Source organism: Paenibacillus sp. T2-29, from assembly GCF_052921365.1.
In genome coordinates this window covers 296,972-314,653 of record NZ_JBREVE010000001.1, presented here as the reverse complement: position 1 = coordinate 314,653, position 17,682 = coordinate 296,972, and the positions used below count along the sequence as shown (strand labels likewise).

General features: G+C 47.7%; 18 protein-coding genes. 17 read left to right on the top strand and 1 reads right to left on the bottom strand.

The features are described 5' to 3' along the window. The first annotated feature begins 66 nt into the window (after positions 1 to 66). Entirely contained in the window at positions 67 to 912 is an 846-nt protein-coding gene (locus tag ACU1JV_RS01875) for a sporulation protein YpjB (protein ID WP_013371652.1), read from the top strand. A gap of 76 nt (positions 913 to 988) precedes the next feature. Here ACU1JV_RS01875 and ACU1JV_RS01870 read toward each other — a convergent pair whose 3' ends face one another. Then, positions 989 to 1,858 carry a YitT family protein gene (locus ACU1JV_RS01870; RefSeq protein ID WP_413986555.1) on the bottom strand — a complete coding sequence of 290 codons (870 nt, stop codon included), beginning with the start codon at positions 1,856 to 1,858 and terminating at the stop codon, positions 989 to 991. A gap of 215 nt (positions 1,859 to 2,073) precedes the next feature. Here ACU1JV_RS01870 and ACU1JV_RS01865 point away from each other — a divergent pair, with 215 nt between their 5' ends. The 16 genes from ACU1JV_RS01865 to ACU1JV_RS01790 all read left to right on the top strand — a co-directional run bounded on the left by ACU1JV_RS01865 (position 2,074) and on the right by ACU1JV_RS01790 (position 17,435). After that, complete coding sequence (locus ACU1JV_RS01865; RefSeq protein ID WP_007430805.1) at positions 2,074 to 2,403, top strand: nucleotide pyrophosphohydrolase; 330 nt, start codon at positions 2,074 to 2,076, stop codon at positions 2,401 to 2,403. A 50-nt stretch (positions 2,404 to 2,453) separates the two neighbouring features. After that, entirely contained in the window at positions 2,454 to 2,972 is a 519-nt protein-coding gene (locus ACU1JV_RS01860) for a tetratricopeptide repeat protein (RefSeq protein ID WP_013371650.1), read from the top strand. A gap of 31 nt (positions 2,973 to 3,003) precedes the next feature. Next, positions 3,004 to 3,807, top strand: a complete 804-nt coding sequence (gene dapB / locus ACU1JV_RS01855; protein WP_413986553.1) for a 4-hydroxy-tetrahydrodipicolinate reductase — start codon at positions 3,004 to 3,006, stop codon at positions 3,805 to 3,807. A 56-nt stretch (positions 3,808 to 3,863) separates the two neighbouring features. Next, positions 3,864 to 4,301 (top strand): methylglyoxal synthase, encoded by a 438-nt coding sequence (gene mgsA, locus ACU1JV_RS01850; RefSeq protein ID WP_013371648.1) that lies wholly within the window; start codon positions 3,864 to 3,866, stop codon positions 4,299 to 4,301. Next, positions 4,298 to 4,990, top strand: a complete 693-nt coding sequence (bshB1, locus tag ACU1JV_RS01845; RefSeq protein WP_058829723.1) for a bacillithiol biosynthesis deacetylase BshB1 — start codon at positions 4,298 to 4,300, stop codon at positions 4,988 to 4,990. Before mgsA ends, bshB1 begins: the two co-directional genes overlap by 4 nt. Positions 4,991 to 5,075: 85 nt before the next feature. After that, positions 5,076 to 6,239: an N-acetyl-alpha-D-glucosaminyl L-malate synthase BshA gene (gene bshA / locus ACU1JV_RS01840; protein ID WP_413986552.1), complete on the top strand. Its 1,164-nt coding sequence runs from the start codon at positions 5,076 to 5,078 to the stop codon at positions 6,237 to 6,239. 54 nt (positions 6,240 to 6,293) lie between these two features. Next, complete coding sequence (locus ACU1JV_RS01835; protein ID WP_413986551.1) at positions 6,294 to 7,616, top strand: CCA tRNA nucleotidyltransferase; 1,323 nt, start codon at positions 6,294 to 6,296, stop codon at positions 7,614 to 7,616. Then, a complete protein-coding gene (locus ACU1JV_RS01830) occupies positions 7,609 to 8,583 on the top strand; it encodes a biotin--[acetyl-CoA-carboxylase] ligase (RefSeq protein WP_413986550.1) in 975 nt (324 codons plus the stop codon). Before ACU1JV_RS01835 ends, ACU1JV_RS01830 begins: the two co-directional genes overlap by 8 nt. 346 nt (positions 8,584 to 8,929) lie before the next feature. Then, positions 8,930 to 9,838: a 3-methyl-2-oxobutanoate hydroxymethyltransferase gene (gene panB / locus ACU1JV_RS01825; protein WP_064962996.1), complete on the top strand. Its 909-nt coding sequence runs from the start codon at positions 8,930 to 8,932 to the stop codon at positions 9,836 to 9,838. Then, positions 9,835 to 10,773 (top strand): pantoate--beta-alanine ligase, encoded by a 939-nt coding sequence (gene panC / locus ACU1JV_RS01820; protein ID WP_413986549.1) that lies wholly within the window; start codon positions 9,835 to 9,837, stop codon positions 10,771 to 10,773. The genes panB and panC overlap by 4 nt, the downstream gene beginning before the upstream one ends. Further along, complete coding sequence (gene panD / locus ACU1JV_RS01815) at positions 10,766 to 11,149, top strand: aspartate 1-decarboxylase (protein WP_013371641.1); 384 nt, start codon at positions 10,766 to 10,768, stop codon at positions 11,147 to 11,149. Before panC ends, panD begins: the two co-directional genes overlap by 8 nt. A gap of 82 nt (positions 11,150 to 11,231) precedes the next feature. Further along, on the top strand, positions 11,232 to 11,864 hold the full coding sequence (locus tag ACU1JV_RS01810; protein WP_216974797.1) for a tetratricopeptide repeat protein: 633 nt from the start codon (positions 11,232 to 11,234) through the stop codon (positions 11,862 to 11,864). A 157-nt stretch (positions 11,865 to 12,021) separates the two neighbouring features. Next, positions 12,022 to 14,904, top strand: coding sequence for an ATP-dependent DNA helicase DinG (gene dinG, locus ACU1JV_RS01805; protein ID WP_413986548.1), 2,883 nt, complete (start codon positions 12,022 to 12,024; stop codon positions 14,902 to 14,904). A 27-nt stretch (positions 14,905 to 14,931) separates the two neighbouring features. Further along, on the top strand, positions 14,932 to 15,585 hold the full coding sequence (locus ACU1JV_RS01800) for a redox-sensing transcriptional repressor Rex (RefSeq protein ID WP_064962998.1): 654 nt from the start codon (positions 14,932 to 14,934) through the stop codon (positions 15,583 to 15,585). After that, positions 15,572 to 16,873, top strand: coding sequence for an amidohydrolase (locus tag ACU1JV_RS01795; protein ID WP_058829717.1), 1,302 nt, complete (start codon positions 15,572 to 15,574; stop codon positions 16,871 to 16,873). Before ACU1JV_RS01800 ends, ACU1JV_RS01795 begins: the two co-directional genes overlap by 14 nt. A 37-nt stretch (positions 16,874 to 16,910) precedes the next feature. Next, the gene (locus ACU1JV_RS01790) at positions 16,911 to 17,435 is read left to right on the top strand and encodes a cell wall elongation regulator TseB-like domain-containing protein (protein WP_025678549.1); all 525 of its coding nucleotides are present in this window, start codon (positions 16,911 to 16,913) and stop codon (positions 17,433 to 17,435) included. Positions 17,436 to 17,682 lie beyond the last annotated feature (247 nt).

The following is a 17,682-nucleotide window of genomic DNA, read 5'->3' as shown; positions in this document are numbered from 1 at the left end:
GTTTCACCTAAAGCCAGTTCTAGTCCCGTTAACCTTGCCATACAGTAAGGTGAGGAGGGATGTCCCATGATTAGGGGTCGGGGGGTTCGTATTACGTTACGTGTGGTTTTGAGTATTGTGTTATCCATGGTCCTGCTGCTGTCCGTCTACGTCCCTCCAGGTATGGCAGAAGCGCGCGATCAGTCAAAACCCGAAGGTAATACCAAGGAAATTGAAGAACTGGATCATGCAGCTGCGACACTGTACCGTGACGTAATGGACGGGAATATTGAAAAAGCACGCGCGGATGTAGCCGAGGTGAGCAGATGGTTCAGCACTGGACAGGTGCAGGCAGCGCTATCTGTAGAGGCCATTCATGCTCTATCCGGCAGCATTCTGGAGGTGCAGCAAGCTACACAGTCGGTTCAAGCATCACCGGATGAATGGGTGAAGGCAGCTGCGAATTTACGGCTTGCGACAGATGCGCTTGCGCACCCGCGCCAGCCCTTATGGCAGCAGTATTATAAGATTTTAAGAGAAGATGTTAGCGGCTTGAATAACCAGTTTGCTAAAGGGAACATGAAGGGATTCAAAGCTGGTACCGAAGTGCTGGAAGACCACTATGAAACGATTCGTACAGCAGCATTGATCCATGGCAGAACAACCGAGGTCGTGCGGACTGATTCCTGGATTTCCTACGTCAAAGGATTGGGAGATCAGCAAAATGCAGATGCCTCAGCGATTAGAGGAGCATTGGACCAAGGCAACCCGACATTTAATGCCTTGTTTGGACGTGAGAAAGACGCTACCGCACTGGCGCCATTTATCCCGCGTGAGAGTGAGCGCCGGGCTGAATGGGCCATCGGCATGATTGTTCTGCTGGCGCTGGCTTACGCAGGTTATCGTAAATATCGGGCTGGTTTCATTGGGTAACGATGAAAGTTTGAACATTCGCATCGTTGGCTGTGGATCCATCCATATATGTCAGCCCATTGCCCGGATTACCGGGCTATTCCTCTTTGAACCCTTCGCCATGCACATCATGCACATCCTGAATGATAATAAACGCTCGTGGATCAACCGCCTTAACAATTTGGTGCAGTCGCCGTATTTCCTGACGGGACACGACACAATAGGCAACATGCTTGGCCTGTTTGGAAAATGCACCTACAGCCGGAATAATCGTAACTCCGCGATCCATGTCCCTGGTAATAATATCTGCAATGTCCATCGTGTGGTCGCTGATAATCATAAAAGCTCTGGCGGAATAAGCTCCCTCTTGTATAAAATCAATAATTTTGGACGCAATGAACACAGCGACTAATGTATATAGAATTTTTTCTTTGGGTATGTAAAGTAGTGAAGCGCTGATGATGACAATGTCAATGACCAGCATAATCCTTCCCATACTCCAGCCAAACTTCCTGTTTAAAATACGAGCGATAATATCCGAGCCGCCAGTAGTGCCGCCAAAGCGGAACACAATACCTAACCCGGCCCCCAGCGTAACCCCCGCATATAATGAAGAAAGTATAAAATCGTGTTCAGTCTGAAACGTCCCCATCCATCCGAAATGAATCATTTTTTCAAATAACCACAGAAAGAATGTGAGCGACCCAATACCGACCCCCGTATATATAATCTGCTTGCCCCCAAGCATTTTCCATCCAATTAAAAATAATGGAATGTTCAGAAACAAAGTGGAGAGAGAAGGTGAAATCGAAAAAGCATAATTTAACAGCAGGGTGATCCCTGTAATACCGCCTTCCATCAGTTTACTGGGTATAATAAAATAAAGCAGACCGAATGCATAGATGGCGGTGCCGAATACGATGGGCAAGATCAATTTAAGCTGTTCCATGGACTTGGATATTTTCATAAGATCCCTCACAGTAGCAGTTTAAGGATGAGCGACTGAATGCAAATTTTTGCTAAATCGCAGGCCCTTATGTTTAGTATACCTTTTTGCGGCAGCTTTAAAAGACAGATGACTGTAAGTTGGCATCGTAAGTTCACAATTAAAAAAAATTTGTTTTAAAATGTGCTTTACGATAACATATGAATAAACCTGCACATGGGGGGATTGCGTGTTTCATGGAAAAATCGTTAGATGAAATTCAACGTGAGGTAGACCAGTATATCTCTCAATTTAAAGAAGGGTATTTCAGCCCTCTGGCCATGTTGGCCCGGATGTCCGAGGAAGTCGGTGAACTGGCAAGGGAGGTCAATCACTCCTTTGGTGAGAAGCCGAAAAAAACGGATGAGGCGGACAATTCCATTGAGCTGGAGCTGGGGGACATCTTGTTCATCACAGTTTGCTTTGCGAACTCATTAGGTATCAATTTGACCGAGGCACATGATAAGGTTATGCATAAATTTAACACGCGTGATGCGAATCGCTGGACCAAAAAGGACACCGATTAGGCATTTTGTACATATGCTGTACCAAACCGGTTACCCGGAGGTGCAGTGTCATGAAGGCGGAGGAATACGTTCAGAAAGCTTATCAGTGCATTTTGCAGAACGATTTTGAGCAGGCGGTGGAGTGGTTTGAAAAAGCGATTTCAGCCCAGCCTGATCATGCGGAGCATTATTTCCGTTGCTCGGTTACCTACGCTCGCAGTGGACGCTTGGAGCAGGCCCTTGCATATGCAGAGCATGCGGTTCGTCTCGCGCCACATCAGGATGAATATGTTCTCCATCTGCATGCGCAGGAAGCCAGGCAGTATACAGAAAAGGCCAGAAAAATGCTGGAGGTCGACAGAGCTACGCCACAGATGCACCAGGATGCGATTTTGCTGCTCGAACGGGCAATTTCTCTTGATCCGCTATGTGGTGACGCATTTTTGCTGCTCGCATTGATTTATGACGAATTGAATGAATATAAGCTGGCTGTGCAGGCTGCTCGTGAGGCGGCAGCGCTGTTTCCTCACAATGTGCAGCTTGCCAACCTCATGAAGAAATTATGCCAGCAGATGAATGAACAAATCTAGCACAAATGGATGCATAAGGAGTTGTAGGGATATGTCAGAACCAATAAAAGTGGCTGTCGTTGGAGCAGCAGGGCGTATGGGCCGTGAGGTGGTCAAATTGGTTCTTCAGGATGAGGAACTACAGCTTGTAGCCGCAGTGAACAGAACACACGCCGGCAGTGATGCCGGCCTTCTCGTCGGACTACCGGAAGCTGGTATCGCTATTATGGAGGATGTAGAGCAGGCTTTACTGGAGAGCCGAGCAGATGTCATGGTCGACTTTACGGGGCCGCGCTTCGCGTACGCACATACAGCGCTTGCTATTAAGCATGGAGTTCGTCCGGTTATCGGTACGACAGGATTTACTCCTGAACAAATTGATGAACTGGACAAGCAGTGTCGTAAGCAACAAATTGGGGGTCTGATTGCGCCTAACTTTTCGATCGGAGTCATTTTGATGATGCGGTTTGCGGCTCAGGCAGCGAAATATTTCCCGCATCTGGAAATCATCGAATATCATGGTGATCAAAAATTGGACGCGCCATCAGGCACAGCCATTAAGACTGCAGAACTGATCGCTGAGCAGCGTGAGGAGCTACGACAAGGCAACCCGGAAGAGGAAGAAACGCTAGAAGGATCGCGTGGCGGTTACTATCAAGGCTTTCGCATTCACAGTGTTCGTCTTCCCGGTGTGTTCGCACAGCAAGAAGTCGTATTTGGAGGATTTGGACAATCTCTGAAAATTCGTCAGGACTCCTATGAACGAGCTGGTTATATGCCTGGTGTTAAAATCGGTATCCAGAAGGTAATGGAGCACCCGGGGCTTGTATATGGTTTTGAGCATTACATCGATTAAGAATATACGAATGAATTGATGAATGGAATTATAGAATGAGGCAGGAGGAGTTTGGAATGTTAAAGATTGCATTTATAGCGCATGATCGCAAAAAGGATGAAATGGTTAATTTTATAACGGCATATGAGCATGTTTTTACAGATCACCAATTATATTCAACAGGTACAACAGGTCAGCGCATTATGGAGCAAACCAAGCTTCAAATTCACCGCTTCATGTCTGGGCCGCTTGGTGGAGATCAGCAAATCGGGGCTATGGTTGCGCAAAATGATATGGACTTGATTATATTTTTGCGTGATCCACTCATGGCACAGCCGCATGAGCCGGACATTAGCGCATTATTACGTCTGTGTGATGTACAGGGGATTCCTTTGGCAACCAACGTTGCAACTGCTGAAATACTGGTTAAAGCGCTGGATCGTGGCGATTTTGCATGGCGTGAGCTGGTACATAAATATAAACCGGGCATTGACCAGCAGGGTGATGTAAAATGACGCTGGACATCCTGATTTTCGGAGCCCATGCCGACGATGCAGAAATAGGAATGGGAGGCACGATTGCCAAGCATACTGCCGCTGGGTTAAAGGTGGGGGTGTGCGATTTGACACGGGCTGAAATGTCATCTAATGGTGATGTAGATACTCGCATGGCAGAAGCTGAACACGCTTCGAAAGTGCTCGGGCTTGCTGTGCGGACGAATTTGGGTCTGCCTGATCGTGGGTTATATGTAACTCCTGAACATGTAGCTGCAGTTACAGCAGAAATCAGGCGCCATGCACCAAAAGTTGTATTTGCCCCTTATTGGGAGGATCGGCATCCCGATCATGTCATGTGCAGCAAGTTAGTAGAGGAAGCTGTGTTTAACGCCAAGTTGAGACGTTTTATGCCAGAAAGTCCTGCGGTACAGGTAGAGCAATTATATTTTTATTTTATTAATGACATCGGCAGAACGGACTTGATCGTGGACATTACCGAGCATTATGAAGCCAAGGAGCAGTCGTTGTTGAGTTATGCTTCGCAATTTCAGGCAGCGCCTGGGAAGGATACGGTATCCACACCACTGAATCAGGGGTACGTGGAACGTGTAAAAGCTCGGGACTCGTTGTTGGGTCAACGTAAGCTGATTTCATATGCAGAAGGATTTGCGTCCAAAACGCCACATCTGGTTAAGCTATTCACATAAGGATTTTATACTTACGCATGTTGTAGAATGCTGAAATACATGGGCATACGAGTGATTACGGATGGACGGAAGGAGGCAGCTTAGCTTGAATGACAAACTGAAAATTGGGATTACCTGTTATCCGTCGCTGGGTGGCTCTGGCGTTGTGGCTACTGAGCTGGGTAAGTTGCTGGCAGAAAAAGGGCATGAGGTCCATTTTATTGCTAATAGCATTCCGTTTAGATTAGGCGGGGCGTTCCAGAAGAATATTTTTTATCATGAAGTTGAGGTTAACGATTATTATGTGTTTAGATATCCGCCATATGATTTGTCGCTAGCGACAAAAATGGCCCAGGTGGCACAAATGAAGAATTTGGATGTACTCCATGTCCATTATGCTGTCCCGCATGCAGTATGCGCTTATTTAGCGAAGGAAATGGTGGGCGATCATTTGAAAGTGGTGACCACCCTGCACGGTACAGACATTACAGTGTTGGCACAGGATGAATCATTAAAGGATCTGATTCGACTGGCTATTAACAAAAGCGATGCTGTGACAGCGGTCTCCAAGGATTTGATTCGTGAGACGATTGATGCGTTGGAAATCTCACGACCTATTGATTTGACTTACAACTTTGTAGATAAACGAGTATATTATCCACGAGATGCTGCTGCGCTTAGGAGAGATTTTGCCCAACCGCACGAAAAAATTATGATGCATATTTCCAATTTCCGTCCTGTCAAAAGGGTGGGGGATGTGCTGGATATATTCGACAGAGTGCAACAAAAGATACCTGCGAAGCTGCTGTTGGTGGGAGAAGGACCGGATCTTCCAAAAATTCGTTGTAAAATCGAAAGTTTAGGCTTGCAGGACAAAGTCTTCTTTTTGGGTAAGCAGGATCAAATCGCAGAAGTGATTTCTATGGCAGATGTGCTGCTGCTTCCCTCGGAGAAAGAAAGTTTTGGTCTAGTTGCACTGGAAGCAATGGCCTGTGGAGTACCAACAATTGGTTCCCAGGCAGGAGGAGTACCTGAACTTGTCGTGCATGGAAGTACGGGGTATCTTGCTGAAATCGGGAATACCGAGGCGATGGCGGATTATGCAGTAGAACTGCTGTCCGATGAAGCGATGGCGGAACGTTTCCGTGAAGCGTGCCTGACACGCGCACGTACTGTATTCTGCGATGAGCTGATTACCCGTCAATATGAAGAAATCTATTACCGTGTGTTGGGACGCGAGGTGCCGGATCTTAAACCGATCAGCGTTTAAGGAGGCGGACTCGCGTCCGTTTTTTTATTGAATACTTGCAAAGGGGGAAACCCTGTGAATACAAATACTTGGCAACATGCTGATCCAGAAATGGCTCTTCGCGGCAGAGAGGTCATACATACACTAACCACAGCTGGCCACGAAGCTTATTGGGTTGGTGGCTGTGTGCGGGATGAGCTATTAGGACGAGCTATTCATGATATGGATCTGACCACTTCGGCTGAGCCTGAAGAGGTCTTAGCGCTGTTCCCTCATGTGATTCCGACAGGAATCCAGCATGGGACGGTAACGGTCATGCAGGATGGTCATGCATTCGAGGTGACCACTTTTCGTACGGAAAGCGGTTATACCGATCACCGCCGTCCAACGGAAGTATCCTTTGTGAAGGACATCCGTGAGGATCTGATGCGGCGGGACTTCACGATGAACGCGATAGCGATGGCTGAACATGGGGAGCGAGTGGACCCGTTTGGTGGGGAAGCTGATTTGCGAGCCGCTCTCGTTCGTTGTGTGGGACGAGCCGAGGAACGCTTTGAGGAGGACGGGCTACGAATGCTGCGTTGCATCCGTTTTGCCTCTGTATTTCGGTTCCGAGTGGCCTACAATACCTGGAAAGGTATGATCCGTCGCAGAGAGGGACTTCGACACATAGCCATGGAACGGGTACGAGTCGAGTTAGAAAAGATGCTAGCGGGGCCTGACCCATTACGTGGGTTAGAGATGCTGGGTCGTAGCGGATTGCTCGGCTGTACAAAAGTTCCGGTTCCCTGGGAACAATGTGACGCACAGGCGCTCAAGGAGATCGTGCAGCTGCCAGCAGAGCTGCGGTGGGGTTTGCTCCTTATGTCTTGTAGACTTAGCTCCGAGGCAGCGGACGAGCTTTTAAGAGCTTGGACCTTCTCCAACGCCGTACGTTTGCGTTTGGTTCATTTATTGGAATGGGAGACCGAACTCATCAGCCATGCTGTTGCCATAGCTGACAACTCTGTTTCGAGAGATTCTGACCCAATCAACGACAAGGTGCTGCGTCGTAACTGGATTCGCTTGTTAATTAAGCTGGGAAAGGATACAGCTTCAGACTGGCTGGAGCTTCACAAGACACTGCCTTCTTCGTTCCGTGGATTACCGCCATGGGTAGAAAAGCATGTAAAGAAAATTGCCGAACTGGCTAACTCGTGGACACAGCAGGCTGTCGTCGTTCGTATCAAAGATTTAAATATTACTGGAAATGAACTGGTTCAGGCAATGAATCGACCAGGTGGACCTTGGCTGGGCCAGATGATGGAACGGCTTTTACAAGCGGTCGCTTGCGGAGATATCCCGAATGAAACAGAAACATTGCTTCAGGAAGTGAAACGGGTGATGAGTAGTGAATAATCATGAAAGATTGTTAGGCATACTGGAGGAAGGTTCATCCGATTACGTATCCGGGGAGGAAATTAGCCGACGACTGTTGGTTAGTCGTACAGCGGTATGGAAGCAGATCAACAAACTGCGTGAACTGGGTTATAATATCGATGCCTCCTCACGTCGGGGGTATCGGCTGATTTCTCAGCCAGATCGGCTGGAAGCCTCCAAACTGGCAGATATGTTGAATACTCAATCGTTTGGCCAGCGTATCGTCGTTCTGGATTCAACGGTATCTACCCAGCAGGATGCTATGCGTTTGGCAGAAGAGGGTGCGCCGGAGGGAACGTTAGTGCTTGCGGAGGAACAAACGGCAGGTCGGGGACGTCTGGGGCGGAAATGGTATTCCCCTCGCGGCAAAGGTATCTGGATGAGCATTGTATTGCGCCCAGCCCAGCCCTTGGCCTTTACCCCCCAGCTAACGCTCCTTACAGGTGTTGCGGTGTGTAGGGCTATTCGCCGACTGACGGGTGTGGAGGCAGGCATTAAATGGCCAAACGATCTGCTGATTCATGGTCGCAAAGTATCCGGTATTCTGTTGGAATCTGCAACAGAGGATCAAAGGGTTCGCTATTGCATTGCAGGCATTGGCATCGACGTTAATTTGAATGTAGAGGATTATCCGGAAGAGTTATCCCATGTAGGGACATCTTTGAAAATAGAGGCAGGGCTTGAAGTTGACCGTACTGCGCTGATTGCTGCTGTTTTGGAAGAAATGGAGCTGCTAAGCAAGCTATATGCCGAGCAGGGGTTCCAGCCAATAGCCATGCTGTGGGAGGCATTATCTGTGACGATGAACCGCAGCGTACGAGCACATACAGGACAAGGGATAGCGGTAGAAGGTACAGCGGTTGGCTTGGACCCTTCAGGAGCGCTCGTAATAGAAACGAACCAGGGTGAGCGGATTCAGGTTATTTCAGGGGATATACAATTGTAGAAGCGACCCTAGCTGAGTATACGACCACAATCTTTCTGTTTCCTGTGTAAAACTTCACGTGAAAAAGCTGGTGTTTTTTGTTATACTGTGCAGGAGGCGGCATCGGACGGTCCGAGCTGCACTCCAAGGGCACATTGCTCTACTTTAGCAAGTTTGTAAGACCATCATAACTTCATTTGAAGGTTACGTTGGATTCTGCTCTGAGCCGAACAGGACCGAGACAGAAGGGACGATCTCAAAATGAGTGTCTTTTTTGGCTGTTCGGACCTTTTGATGACGCAGATGTACAGGCGTTCATAAAAGGTTATTTTTTGTGCCAAAAAAAGATGGAAGGGAGCCATTCACAATGGCAGGAAAACAAGCACTGAATATTGTAAAAATGAAAAAAATGAAGCAAGAGGGCATTCCGCTCAGTATGCTGACCGCCTATGATTATCCATCGGCTAAAATAGCCGAGGAGGCCGGAATTGATATCATTCTCGTGGGTGACTCGCTGGGTAACGTAGTTCTTGGTTACGATTCAACCATCCCTGTGACCTTGGATGATATGGTGTACCATTCCCGGACAGTCGCAAGAGGCGCTGAGCATACATTTATCGTAGCGGACATGCCTTTTATGACATATCACAGCAGCATATCCGAAAGTCTTCAAGGCATCCGCCGTCTGATGCAGGAAGGACATGCGCATGCTGTTAAATTGGAGGGCGGAGCTGAGATTGCCGATGTCGTAAAAGCGACTGTTCAGGCAGGTGTGCCTGTACTGGGACATATCGGGCTTACTCCGCAATCGGTTAATCAAATTGGCGGCTATCGCATTCAAGGTAAGGACGAAGCAGACGCACGCCGGTTGATGGCAGATGCCAAGGCATTAGAGCAGGCGGGAGCCTTTGGTATTGTCTTGGAATTGGTGACTGAGGAAGTGGCAACGGCGATCTCTAAAGAACTTTCCATTCCAACCATTGGAATCGGTGCAGGACGTGGCTGTGACGGTCAAGTACTCGTTTACCACGATCTGATTCAATATGCATCGCCATATTTCAGCAAACGTTTTGTTAAAACTTATGCAGATGTAGGCGGCATGATCCGCAGCAGCATTGAGCAGTATGTGAGCGATGTAAAAGGGCGGGCATTCCCGGCCGCAGAGCATGTGTTCAGCGCGGATGACCGTGTTGTGGAGTCCCTGGAGTCCTTGTACGGACAGGCAAAAGGACAACCGCAGGAACAAGCTAAGGAAAAGGTGGAATCTCAGTCATGATCATCGTAAGAGAAGTGGCTCAACTACGCAAGGTTATTGCCGAACGTCGCCAACTTGGAGCCAATGGAGCAAAAACTTTACACGATTCTGCCTCTTTACTGCAACATAAAGTCGGCTTTGTACCAACCATGGGATACCTGCACGAAGGGCACGCAAGCTTGATGCAAAAGGCGCGTGAAATGGCAGATACGGTGGTGCTTAGCATTTTCGTAAATCCGATTCAATTTGGACCTACCGAAGATCTGGACAGCTATCCTCGCGATGAAGCTCGTGATCTGGAAATAGCGCGACGTGAAGGCGTGGATATTGTATTTATGCCGACTGTAGCAGAAATGTATCCGCAGCCAACTCAAACTAAAATTCACGTATCCGCTCTGACAGACCGCTTGTGCGGCGCTTCCCGTCCTGGCCATTTTGATGGTGTAACTACAGTGGTAGCTAAGCTGTTTAACATGGTAGGTCCTGATTTGGCTTTCTTTGGAATGAAGGATGCGCAGCAGGTTGCTGTGCTTCAACAAATGGTGGCTGATCTCAATATGAATGTGACCCTCATACCTTGTCCTATCGTCAGAGAGGCCGATGGTTTGGCTCTTAGCTCCCGCAATGTATATTTGAGTGCGGAACAGCGTGAGCAGGCGTTGGTGCTGTCCCAGTCACTGCGCAAGGTGCAAGAAGTGAGCGAAGATATTGTACAGAACACCATTACGATTGAGCAGTTACATCAAATGGTGGAGTCGACCATCTCCTCATCTCCTTTGGCAGATATTGACTACATTGAAATATTAACTTTTCCTGGCCTGGAGCCCCTTCGTCCTGAGCAGCGCCTATGTGATGTGCAAGAAGATGTCATTGTTGCGCTAGCCGTAAAATTTGGGAATACCCGACTGATTGATAATATAAGAATACAGAAAGTGGAGGTACTTTCCCATGTTTAGAACCATGATGAAATCTAAAATTCACCGCGCGACGGTTACTGAAGCTAACCTGAACTATGTGGGCAGTATTACCATAGATGAAGATTTAATGGAGACATCGGATCTGCTGGAGAATGAAAAGGTTCAAATTGTAAACAATAACAATGGAGCTCGACTGGAAACCTATGTGATCCCCGGACCGCGTGGGAGCGGCGTGATTTGTCTCAACGGTGCGGCAGCCCGTCTGGTCCAGCCCGGTGATACAGTCATTATTATTTCCTATGCTTCCATGTCAAATGAAGAGGCCAAAACATACAAACCAACTGTGGTATTTGTGGATGAACATAATAAACCAGCCCAAACGATGAACAAGGAAGTACACGCAACGATCATGTAATGAATGGGAATGCGGATGAAACCCGTCTTTTAAGCGAAAAATGTGAGTGTATTAATCCATCTTTCGTAAGGGCGGGATGCACATGTTCCAGCATGTATTCGCAGAAATGAACAGCATGTTAGATGATATCGTGAAGCATTACCCATCAGCCCAGGGCCCCCGCAGACAGGAGCTGCTACAGCACTGGAGTCTGCTGCGGAGAATGAGTGACGGAATTATGGATGAGTGGCTGGCCTTTGAGGAAAAAATGGTTTGCCTGCGTGCAGCCGGCTTTTCCGCAGAGGCCGACATGTCTGACGCTGAGCTGCCTGAAAAGGAGCTACCGGCATTTGACCGGGGGCAGGGGTATTATCGATTACTTATGTACCCGGAGGCAATCCAGCAATTTGAGCAGGTGCTGGAGCATTTTCCGGACAGCTGGCAGAGTCGCATCTATATGGGAATGGCGCATTTTCAACTGGATGATCCAGCAGAGGCTATAAGCCAGTTTCAAAAGGTGCTACACCTGACTGAACAGTCAGGGCTAAAAGCGGTCATCTATAATGCGCTAGGCTGTTTGATGGCAAAGCAGGCAGACGTAAAAGAGGCGCAAAAATATTTTGCTCTCGCGCACCAGTTCGATCCAACGCTGCCCGAGCCACTGCACAATATGCAAGCCTGTTTGTCCGGTGCCGAAAAGCTTCGCTACGACAGTTCCTTGTTGACTTGGATGTAGTTGTCAGACACCGAGTAAGACGATGCATGCTCACCTCCTTAGGCGGTGTGTGCATCGTCTTTTTTGGCTGTCTTAATTTCCAAACAGACAATCTTCTGCTATGCTATTATACAGAGTTATTATTTTTGTATGTGTCATAAGAAAGGATTAAGCTCGAATGAAATTTGCGGTATTGGATTTTGAAACGACAGGCACCCAGTCCGCGGATGACATCATTCAAGTCGGACTTGCAATTATAGATCATGATCACAGCATTTCCCGTGTTTACGGCTCTTATGTAAACCCTGGCAGATCTATTCCACCTTTTATCACCGGATTGACCGGAATTACAGATGATGACGTCAAGGATGCACCTGCACTCGAAGAAATGATGATGGAGCTCGTGCCTATGCTGGACGATGTCGTACTGGTCGGTCATAATGTGGCGTTTGATTTCAATTTTTTGCAAAGCGCTTTGGACCGGTGTGGATATTTACCCTTTAGCGGTAGAATTTTGGATACGATGGATTTTCTGAAAATTATGTTTCCGTCGTTATCTTCTTATCAGTTGGGTTTTGTTTCCTCAGAGTTTGGGCTGGCGCATGACCGCCCTCATCAAGCAGACAGCGACGCGTTGGCTACGGCTGAGGTGTTTTTAAAGTGTCTGGGTGAGCTTCAGGCATTACCTCTGATAACGATACAGCGGCTCAGCGATTTGTTCGCAGAGGAAGACAGTGACCTGGGTTGGTTTCTTGACGGCATACGAGAAGAGAAAGAGCTAGACCCTATTCAGGATTTGGAGAAACATCAGTTTTTTCGTCAGCTTGCGCTTAAAGTGGAAGATTGGACCGAATTGGCTACTCCACGTAGAGAAGATGATCCGAATCCACTCTCAGGCGTTTCCTTTGAGGAGTATATGGATGATGTGCGGGACAATTTGCGTTCATCCTTGAGCCAATATGAGGAGCGCGAGGCGCAAACACAAATGATTGAGGGTGTAAATCAAGCCCTGAGTCAAGATAAGCACTTGTTGATCGAGGCGGGTACAGGAACAGGGAAGTCCCTAGGCTATTTGCTTCCGTCACTGTATCACAGTGTAAAATATGGGCAGAGGGTCACAGTAAGCACACATACCATTAATCTGCAGGAGCAATTGCGAGAGCGTGATATTCCGATGCTGACAAAAGTGATTCCGTTCCCGTTCCGGGCTGCCATTTTTAAGGGTCGGGGGCATTATTTGTGTCTGCGTAAGTTTGAACATAAAATAAACAGAAGAGACTTCGCGACACCAAAGGAAGACTTGATTACAGCGGCTCAAATGATTGTCTGGCTGACTCTGACAGAAACCGGTGATGATGAGGAACTAAACCTGAGCAACCGTGGAGGGGATTTTTGGGAAACAGTAGCTAGTGATTCCGAGTCCTGTCTTGGCCGTTCTTGCCCATGGTTCCGCAAATGCTACTATCATCGTGCACGTCATGAAGCAGGAACAGCGGATGTGGTTATAACGAATCACTCCAAGCTGTTCACCGACGTCAAAGCAAGTCACCAGCTATTGCCCAGCTATGAACATCTGGTCATTGATGAAGCACATCATCTAGAGGAAGTAGCCGGTAAGCACCTGGGCATGCATATGAAATATTTCACACTCGTGCATACGCTGACTCGATTGTTCAAGGACAGTAAGAACGGACAATTGCCTTCGTTACGTCAGCAGTTGGCAAAGTCGGGGCATGAGAAGTCGACGGAATGGGCCTCGACCATTGATCAGCTGTACCCACTCGTGTTAGAGGTTAAGGAAACTTGGGACCTGCTAAGCGATAAGCTGTTTGGTATGTTGCCAGAGCGGTCTGATGCCACACCGGGTGAAACGGGACAATTTTCTTCGCGTCTCAAACCGTCGGCCAAGCCTGCAAAGTGGGATCAAGCGGCGGCGTTGGAAAATCAGCTTTATGTAACGTTGAGTGAAATTTTGCGCAAGGGCGACAAGCTGATGCTGGATGTCAAGGAAGAACACGACGATTATGCGGCGGATAGTCTCATTACAGATATCACGGGTCTGCTTAAGGATTTGGCGGGGATTAGGGAAAATTTGCGCTTCTTTATACGACTCGATGATGAAACAACCGTATATTGGCTCGAAGCGAGTGGGCAATTCCGTAGTAAATCATTGCAATTTTATGCAGTGCCCGTCGATGTGAGCCGCCAGTTGAAAGAAATGTTTTTTGACAAAAAAAGAAGTATTATTTTGACATCTGCTACTTTATCGGTAGATAAGTCGTTTCAGTACATGACCGATCAACTCGGCTTGCAGGAGGCCGCGGATCAAGGACGATTAATGACGTCACAGCTCCCATCACCTTTTAATTACAGGGATCAGGTGTTGCTGGTCATTCCGCGAGACTTTCCGAGTGTGAAGGGCAGTGTAGGGGATGCACATTTTGTAGAGATGCTCGTTAGCTCTCTAGGAGCGACTGCCCAGGCGACGCGGGGGAGAATGCTTGTTCTGTTTACTTCCTATCGGATGCTCCGGCAAGTGTATGAGCCACTTAAAGAGGCGTTAGCATCCAGCGATATTACCGTGTTAGGACAAGGTGTAGACAGTGGGAGTCGGAGCAAGCTAACCCGTCGTTTTCAGGAAGCCAAGGCTTCTGTATTGCTGGGAACCAGCAGCTTCTGGGAAGGCGTCGATATTCCAGGGAAGGCTTTGACTTGTCTGGCCATCGTTCGCTTGCCGTTTCAACCGCCCAATCACCCGTTACTGGAGGCAAAAAGCGAGCTGCTCCAGCAGCAGAAGAAGAACCCATTTATGAAGCTGTCTGTACCACAAGCAGTTATTCGCTTCAAACAGGGATTTGGGCGATTGGTACGTACAGCGAGCGACCACGGAGTCGTTATCGTTTACGATACGCGTGTGATCGAATCCTATTATGGAAAGCACTTTTTGTACTCGTTACCGGGACCAAAAATGGAGCATATGCCATCGGAGCAAATGGTGCCCCGCATCGCCGAATGGCTCCAATCCGCCCCGGAGACAGAGGCACAACGGACGGACACCTAAAGTCCGTTACAATTAGGGGGAGCAAGTATGAAATCAGATAAAATTTCAGAGGCTGTCGTACGGAGATTACCCGTATATTTACGTTATCTGAATGCACTGCACAAACGGGAGGTGGCTACGGTTTCTTCTCAAGAGCTGGGACAGAGGTTAGATTTGAATCCGGCCCAAATTCGTAAAGATCTTGCCTATTTTGGCGATTTTGGTCGGAAGGGTATCGGTTACGATGTTTCTTATCTAATTGAGAAAATACGCCATATTCTGAAAATCGACCAGCAAATTAATGTAGTATTGGTCGGAGCGGGTAATCTGGGTCAAGCCCTATCAAACTATAACGCTTATTTAAAAGACAATATGAAGATTGTGGCGGTATTTGATGCGTTCCCGGATAAGGTTGGGGCCAGAATCAATACCTTAGTCGTTCAGCCGATGGATGAATTGGAAGCGACTGTGAAAGAAAAAAATATCCGAATCGGGATTATTACTGTACCTGATTTTGAGGCACAACACGTAGCTGATAGGCTCATTGAGAGTGGAATTGGAGCGATTTTAAACTTTGCACCTATCATTCTCAAGGCACCGGCTAACATTCGGATACATGCCACAGACTTTACAACTGACTTGCTTAGCCTCGCTTATTATCTGGAGGACGGAAAGGAAGAAGCACAATATGACAGTGAATAAATGGATGATTAAAAACGGTTCTTTTGCCGTGAATGGAACTGAAGCTGGGGTAATCCATGGTTTTATGATTGTGGAGGATAGCCGTATTACTTACATTGGCGAGACTCTGCCTGCGGGTGAGGAAGAGACAGAAGCAATCGATGGTAACGGGTTATTGTTTTTGCCTGGTCTGATTAATACTCATGGTCATGCGGCGATGTCTCTGCTGCGAGGGTATGGAGATGACTTGGCACTTCAAGTGTGGCTTCAGGAAAAAATGTGGCCTATGGAAGCCAAGTTTACATCTACGGATGTTTACTGGGGAACATCCTTGTCAGTGCTGGAAATGCTGAAAGGTGGAACCACAACTTTCCTGGATATGTACGATCATATGGATGAGGTGGCACGTGTAGCTGAAGAGTCGGGCATCCGTGCAAGTTTGATGCGTGGAGCCATTGGACTCTGTTCAGAAGAAGAACAGCGGATCAAGCTGGCTGAGGCCGTGACTTTTGCCCGTAACTGGCATGGAAAAGCAGACGGACGTATCACAACGATGATGTCTCCGCATGCCCCATACACATGCCCGCCAGCGTTTATTGAGAAATTTGTTCAAGCAGCACATGATCTCGATTTACCATTGCATACGCACATGTCCGAGACGATCGCCGAAGTTGAGCAAAACGTACGCGACTACGGTTTGCGTCCAGTTGCACACTTAGATAAGCTTGGCTTTTTCTCCCGCCCTTCACTTGTTGCCCACGGCGTACACTTGAACGACGAAGAGATAGCTTTATTAGCGGAACGAGGTGTGGCGGTTTCACATAATCCAGGCAGCAACTTGAAGCTGGCAAGTGGTGTAGCTAGAGTGCCTGAATTGCTGCGTGCAGGAGTTACTGTTTCTCTTGGAACAGACGGTCCTGCCAGCAATAATAACCTGGATATGTTCGAGGAAATGCGTCTGGCGGCACTCATTCACAAGGGAGTATCTGGCGACCCAACAGCAGTTCCTGCAAATGAAGCACTGCGTCTGGCAACAGAGTATGGTGCAAAGTCGATTGGTTTAAAAGAAGTAGGAGCGCTGGCAGCAGGCAACAAGGCTGACTTTATCGCGCTAGATCTGAATCAGGCCCATTTCTTGCCGCGTACAGATCTTATTTCCCATGCCGTATACTCTGCAAGTGCCAAAGACGTGGCTCATGTGTGGGTAGACGGTCGTCAGGTTGTGAAAAACGGCGAATGCCTGACGATGGACGAGGAACGTATCAAACATGAGGCACAAGCCGCCTTTGAAGGGCTGCTGTCGCGCTAATTCAGGTGTCACATCCCCTTAGAGAGGAAGCACAGGTTTGAAAAATAAGAAGAAATGGATAGCGGTCGCCATTTTGGCCGTAATACTGATCCTGGTCAGCATTTTCTGGTATTATTCCTACGTTACTCAAGACCAGGTGGCTGAGAAAAATGCCGCTATCATTAAGGCCAAGCAATCAGGTGGTCTGGTTAGCACGACTCAGACTTGGAAGTCTGTGTGGGATCAGATTTATTGGGTGGTTCAAGGAAAAAACGCACAGAATGAAAATATAATGGTGTGGGTTCCTTTTCAAAAAATGGAAGGACAACCTAACGTACCTGTCGCAGATCCAAGCGGTGTTCATACCGAGCTGATGAAAAACGGAGTCGACGAGCAAAAAATGACAGCGATAATTCAGCAGCAACTTCCAAATGCAAAAATTGTAAGGCTCCAACCGAGTGTGTTCAATGGCGAATATGTATGGCAACTGTTTTACGATGATGAAAGCCATCATAACTATACCTTTTACCGTTTCTCAGATGGAGCATCGACGGGGATAAAGTATACTTTGCCCAATAATTAGAGTGATGTAGGGAGTGGCTATGGTGATTAGCAGGGTTTGGAGAGTTAGAATCGTTAGGAGCGCAGCGTAGTCCATTTGATCTTATGGTCGTTGTTGCTAAGGGATTCGTTATTATATTAAATATTTCAAGGGTAAAAAAGACGTGAATACGATAAAATTCGTATTTACGTCTTTTTAACTACCTACCCCGCGAGCTTGGCTGTAAGCCAGCGAAGCGCCTTTACTTGCCTACTTAACTAACTGTTAT

Bases quoted from the DNA above. Each gene is read 5' to 3' on its own strand.
- ACU1JV_RS01795 (WP_058829717.1), top strand. From the start codon at position 15,572: ATGACAGTGAATAAATGGATGATTAAAAACGGTTCTTTTGCCGTGAAT.
- ACU1JV_RS01875 (WP_013371652.1), top strand. From the start codon at position 67: ATGATTAGGGGTCGGGGGGTTCGTATTACGTTACGTGTGGTTTTGAGT.
- dinG (WP_413986548.1), top strand. From the start codon at position 12,022: ATGAAATTTGCGGTATTGGATTTTGAAACGACAGGCACCCAGTCCGCG.
- panB (WP_064962996.1), top strand. From the start codon at position 8,930: ATGGCAGGAAAACAAGCACTGAATATTGTAAAAATGAAAAAAATGAAG.
- panC (WP_413986549.1), top strand. From the start codon at position 9,835: ATGATCATCGTAAGAGAAGTGGCTCAACTACGCAAGGTTATTGCCGAA.
- bshB1 (WP_058829723.1), top strand. From the start codon at position 4,298: ATGACGCTGGACATCCTGATTTTCGGAGCCCATGCCGACGATGCAGAA.
- ACU1JV_RS01860 (WP_013371650.1), top strand. From the start codon at position 2,454: ATGAAGGCGGAGGAATACGTTCAGAAAGCTTATCAGTGCATTTTGCAG.
- mgsA (WP_013371648.1), top strand. From the start codon at position 3,864: ATGTTAAAGATTGCATTTATAGCGCATGATCGCAAAAAGGATGAAATG.
- panD (WP_013371641.1), top strand. From the start codon at position 10,766: ATGTTTAGAACCATGATGAAATCTAAAATTCACCGCGCGACGGTTACT.
- ACU1JV_RS01865 (WP_007430805.1), top strand. From the start codon at position 2,074: ATGGAAAAATCGTTAGATGAAATTCAACGTGAGGTAGACCAGTATATC.
- ACU1JV_RS01800 (WP_064962998.1), top strand. From the start codon at position 14,932: ATGAAATCAGATAAAATTTCAGAGGCTGTCGTACGGAGATTACCCGTA.
- ACU1JV_RS01810 (WP_216974797.1), top strand. From the start codon at position 11,232: ATGTTCCAGCATGTATTCGCAGAAATGAACAGCATGTTAGATGATATC.
- dapB (WP_413986553.1), top strand. From the start codon at position 3,004: ATGTCAGAACCAATAAAAGTGGCTGTCGTTGGAGCAGCAGGGCGTATG.
- ACU1JV_RS01870 (WP_413986555.1), bottom strand. From the start codon at position 1,858: ATGAAAATATCCAAGTCCATGGAACAGCTTAAATTGATCTTGCCCATC.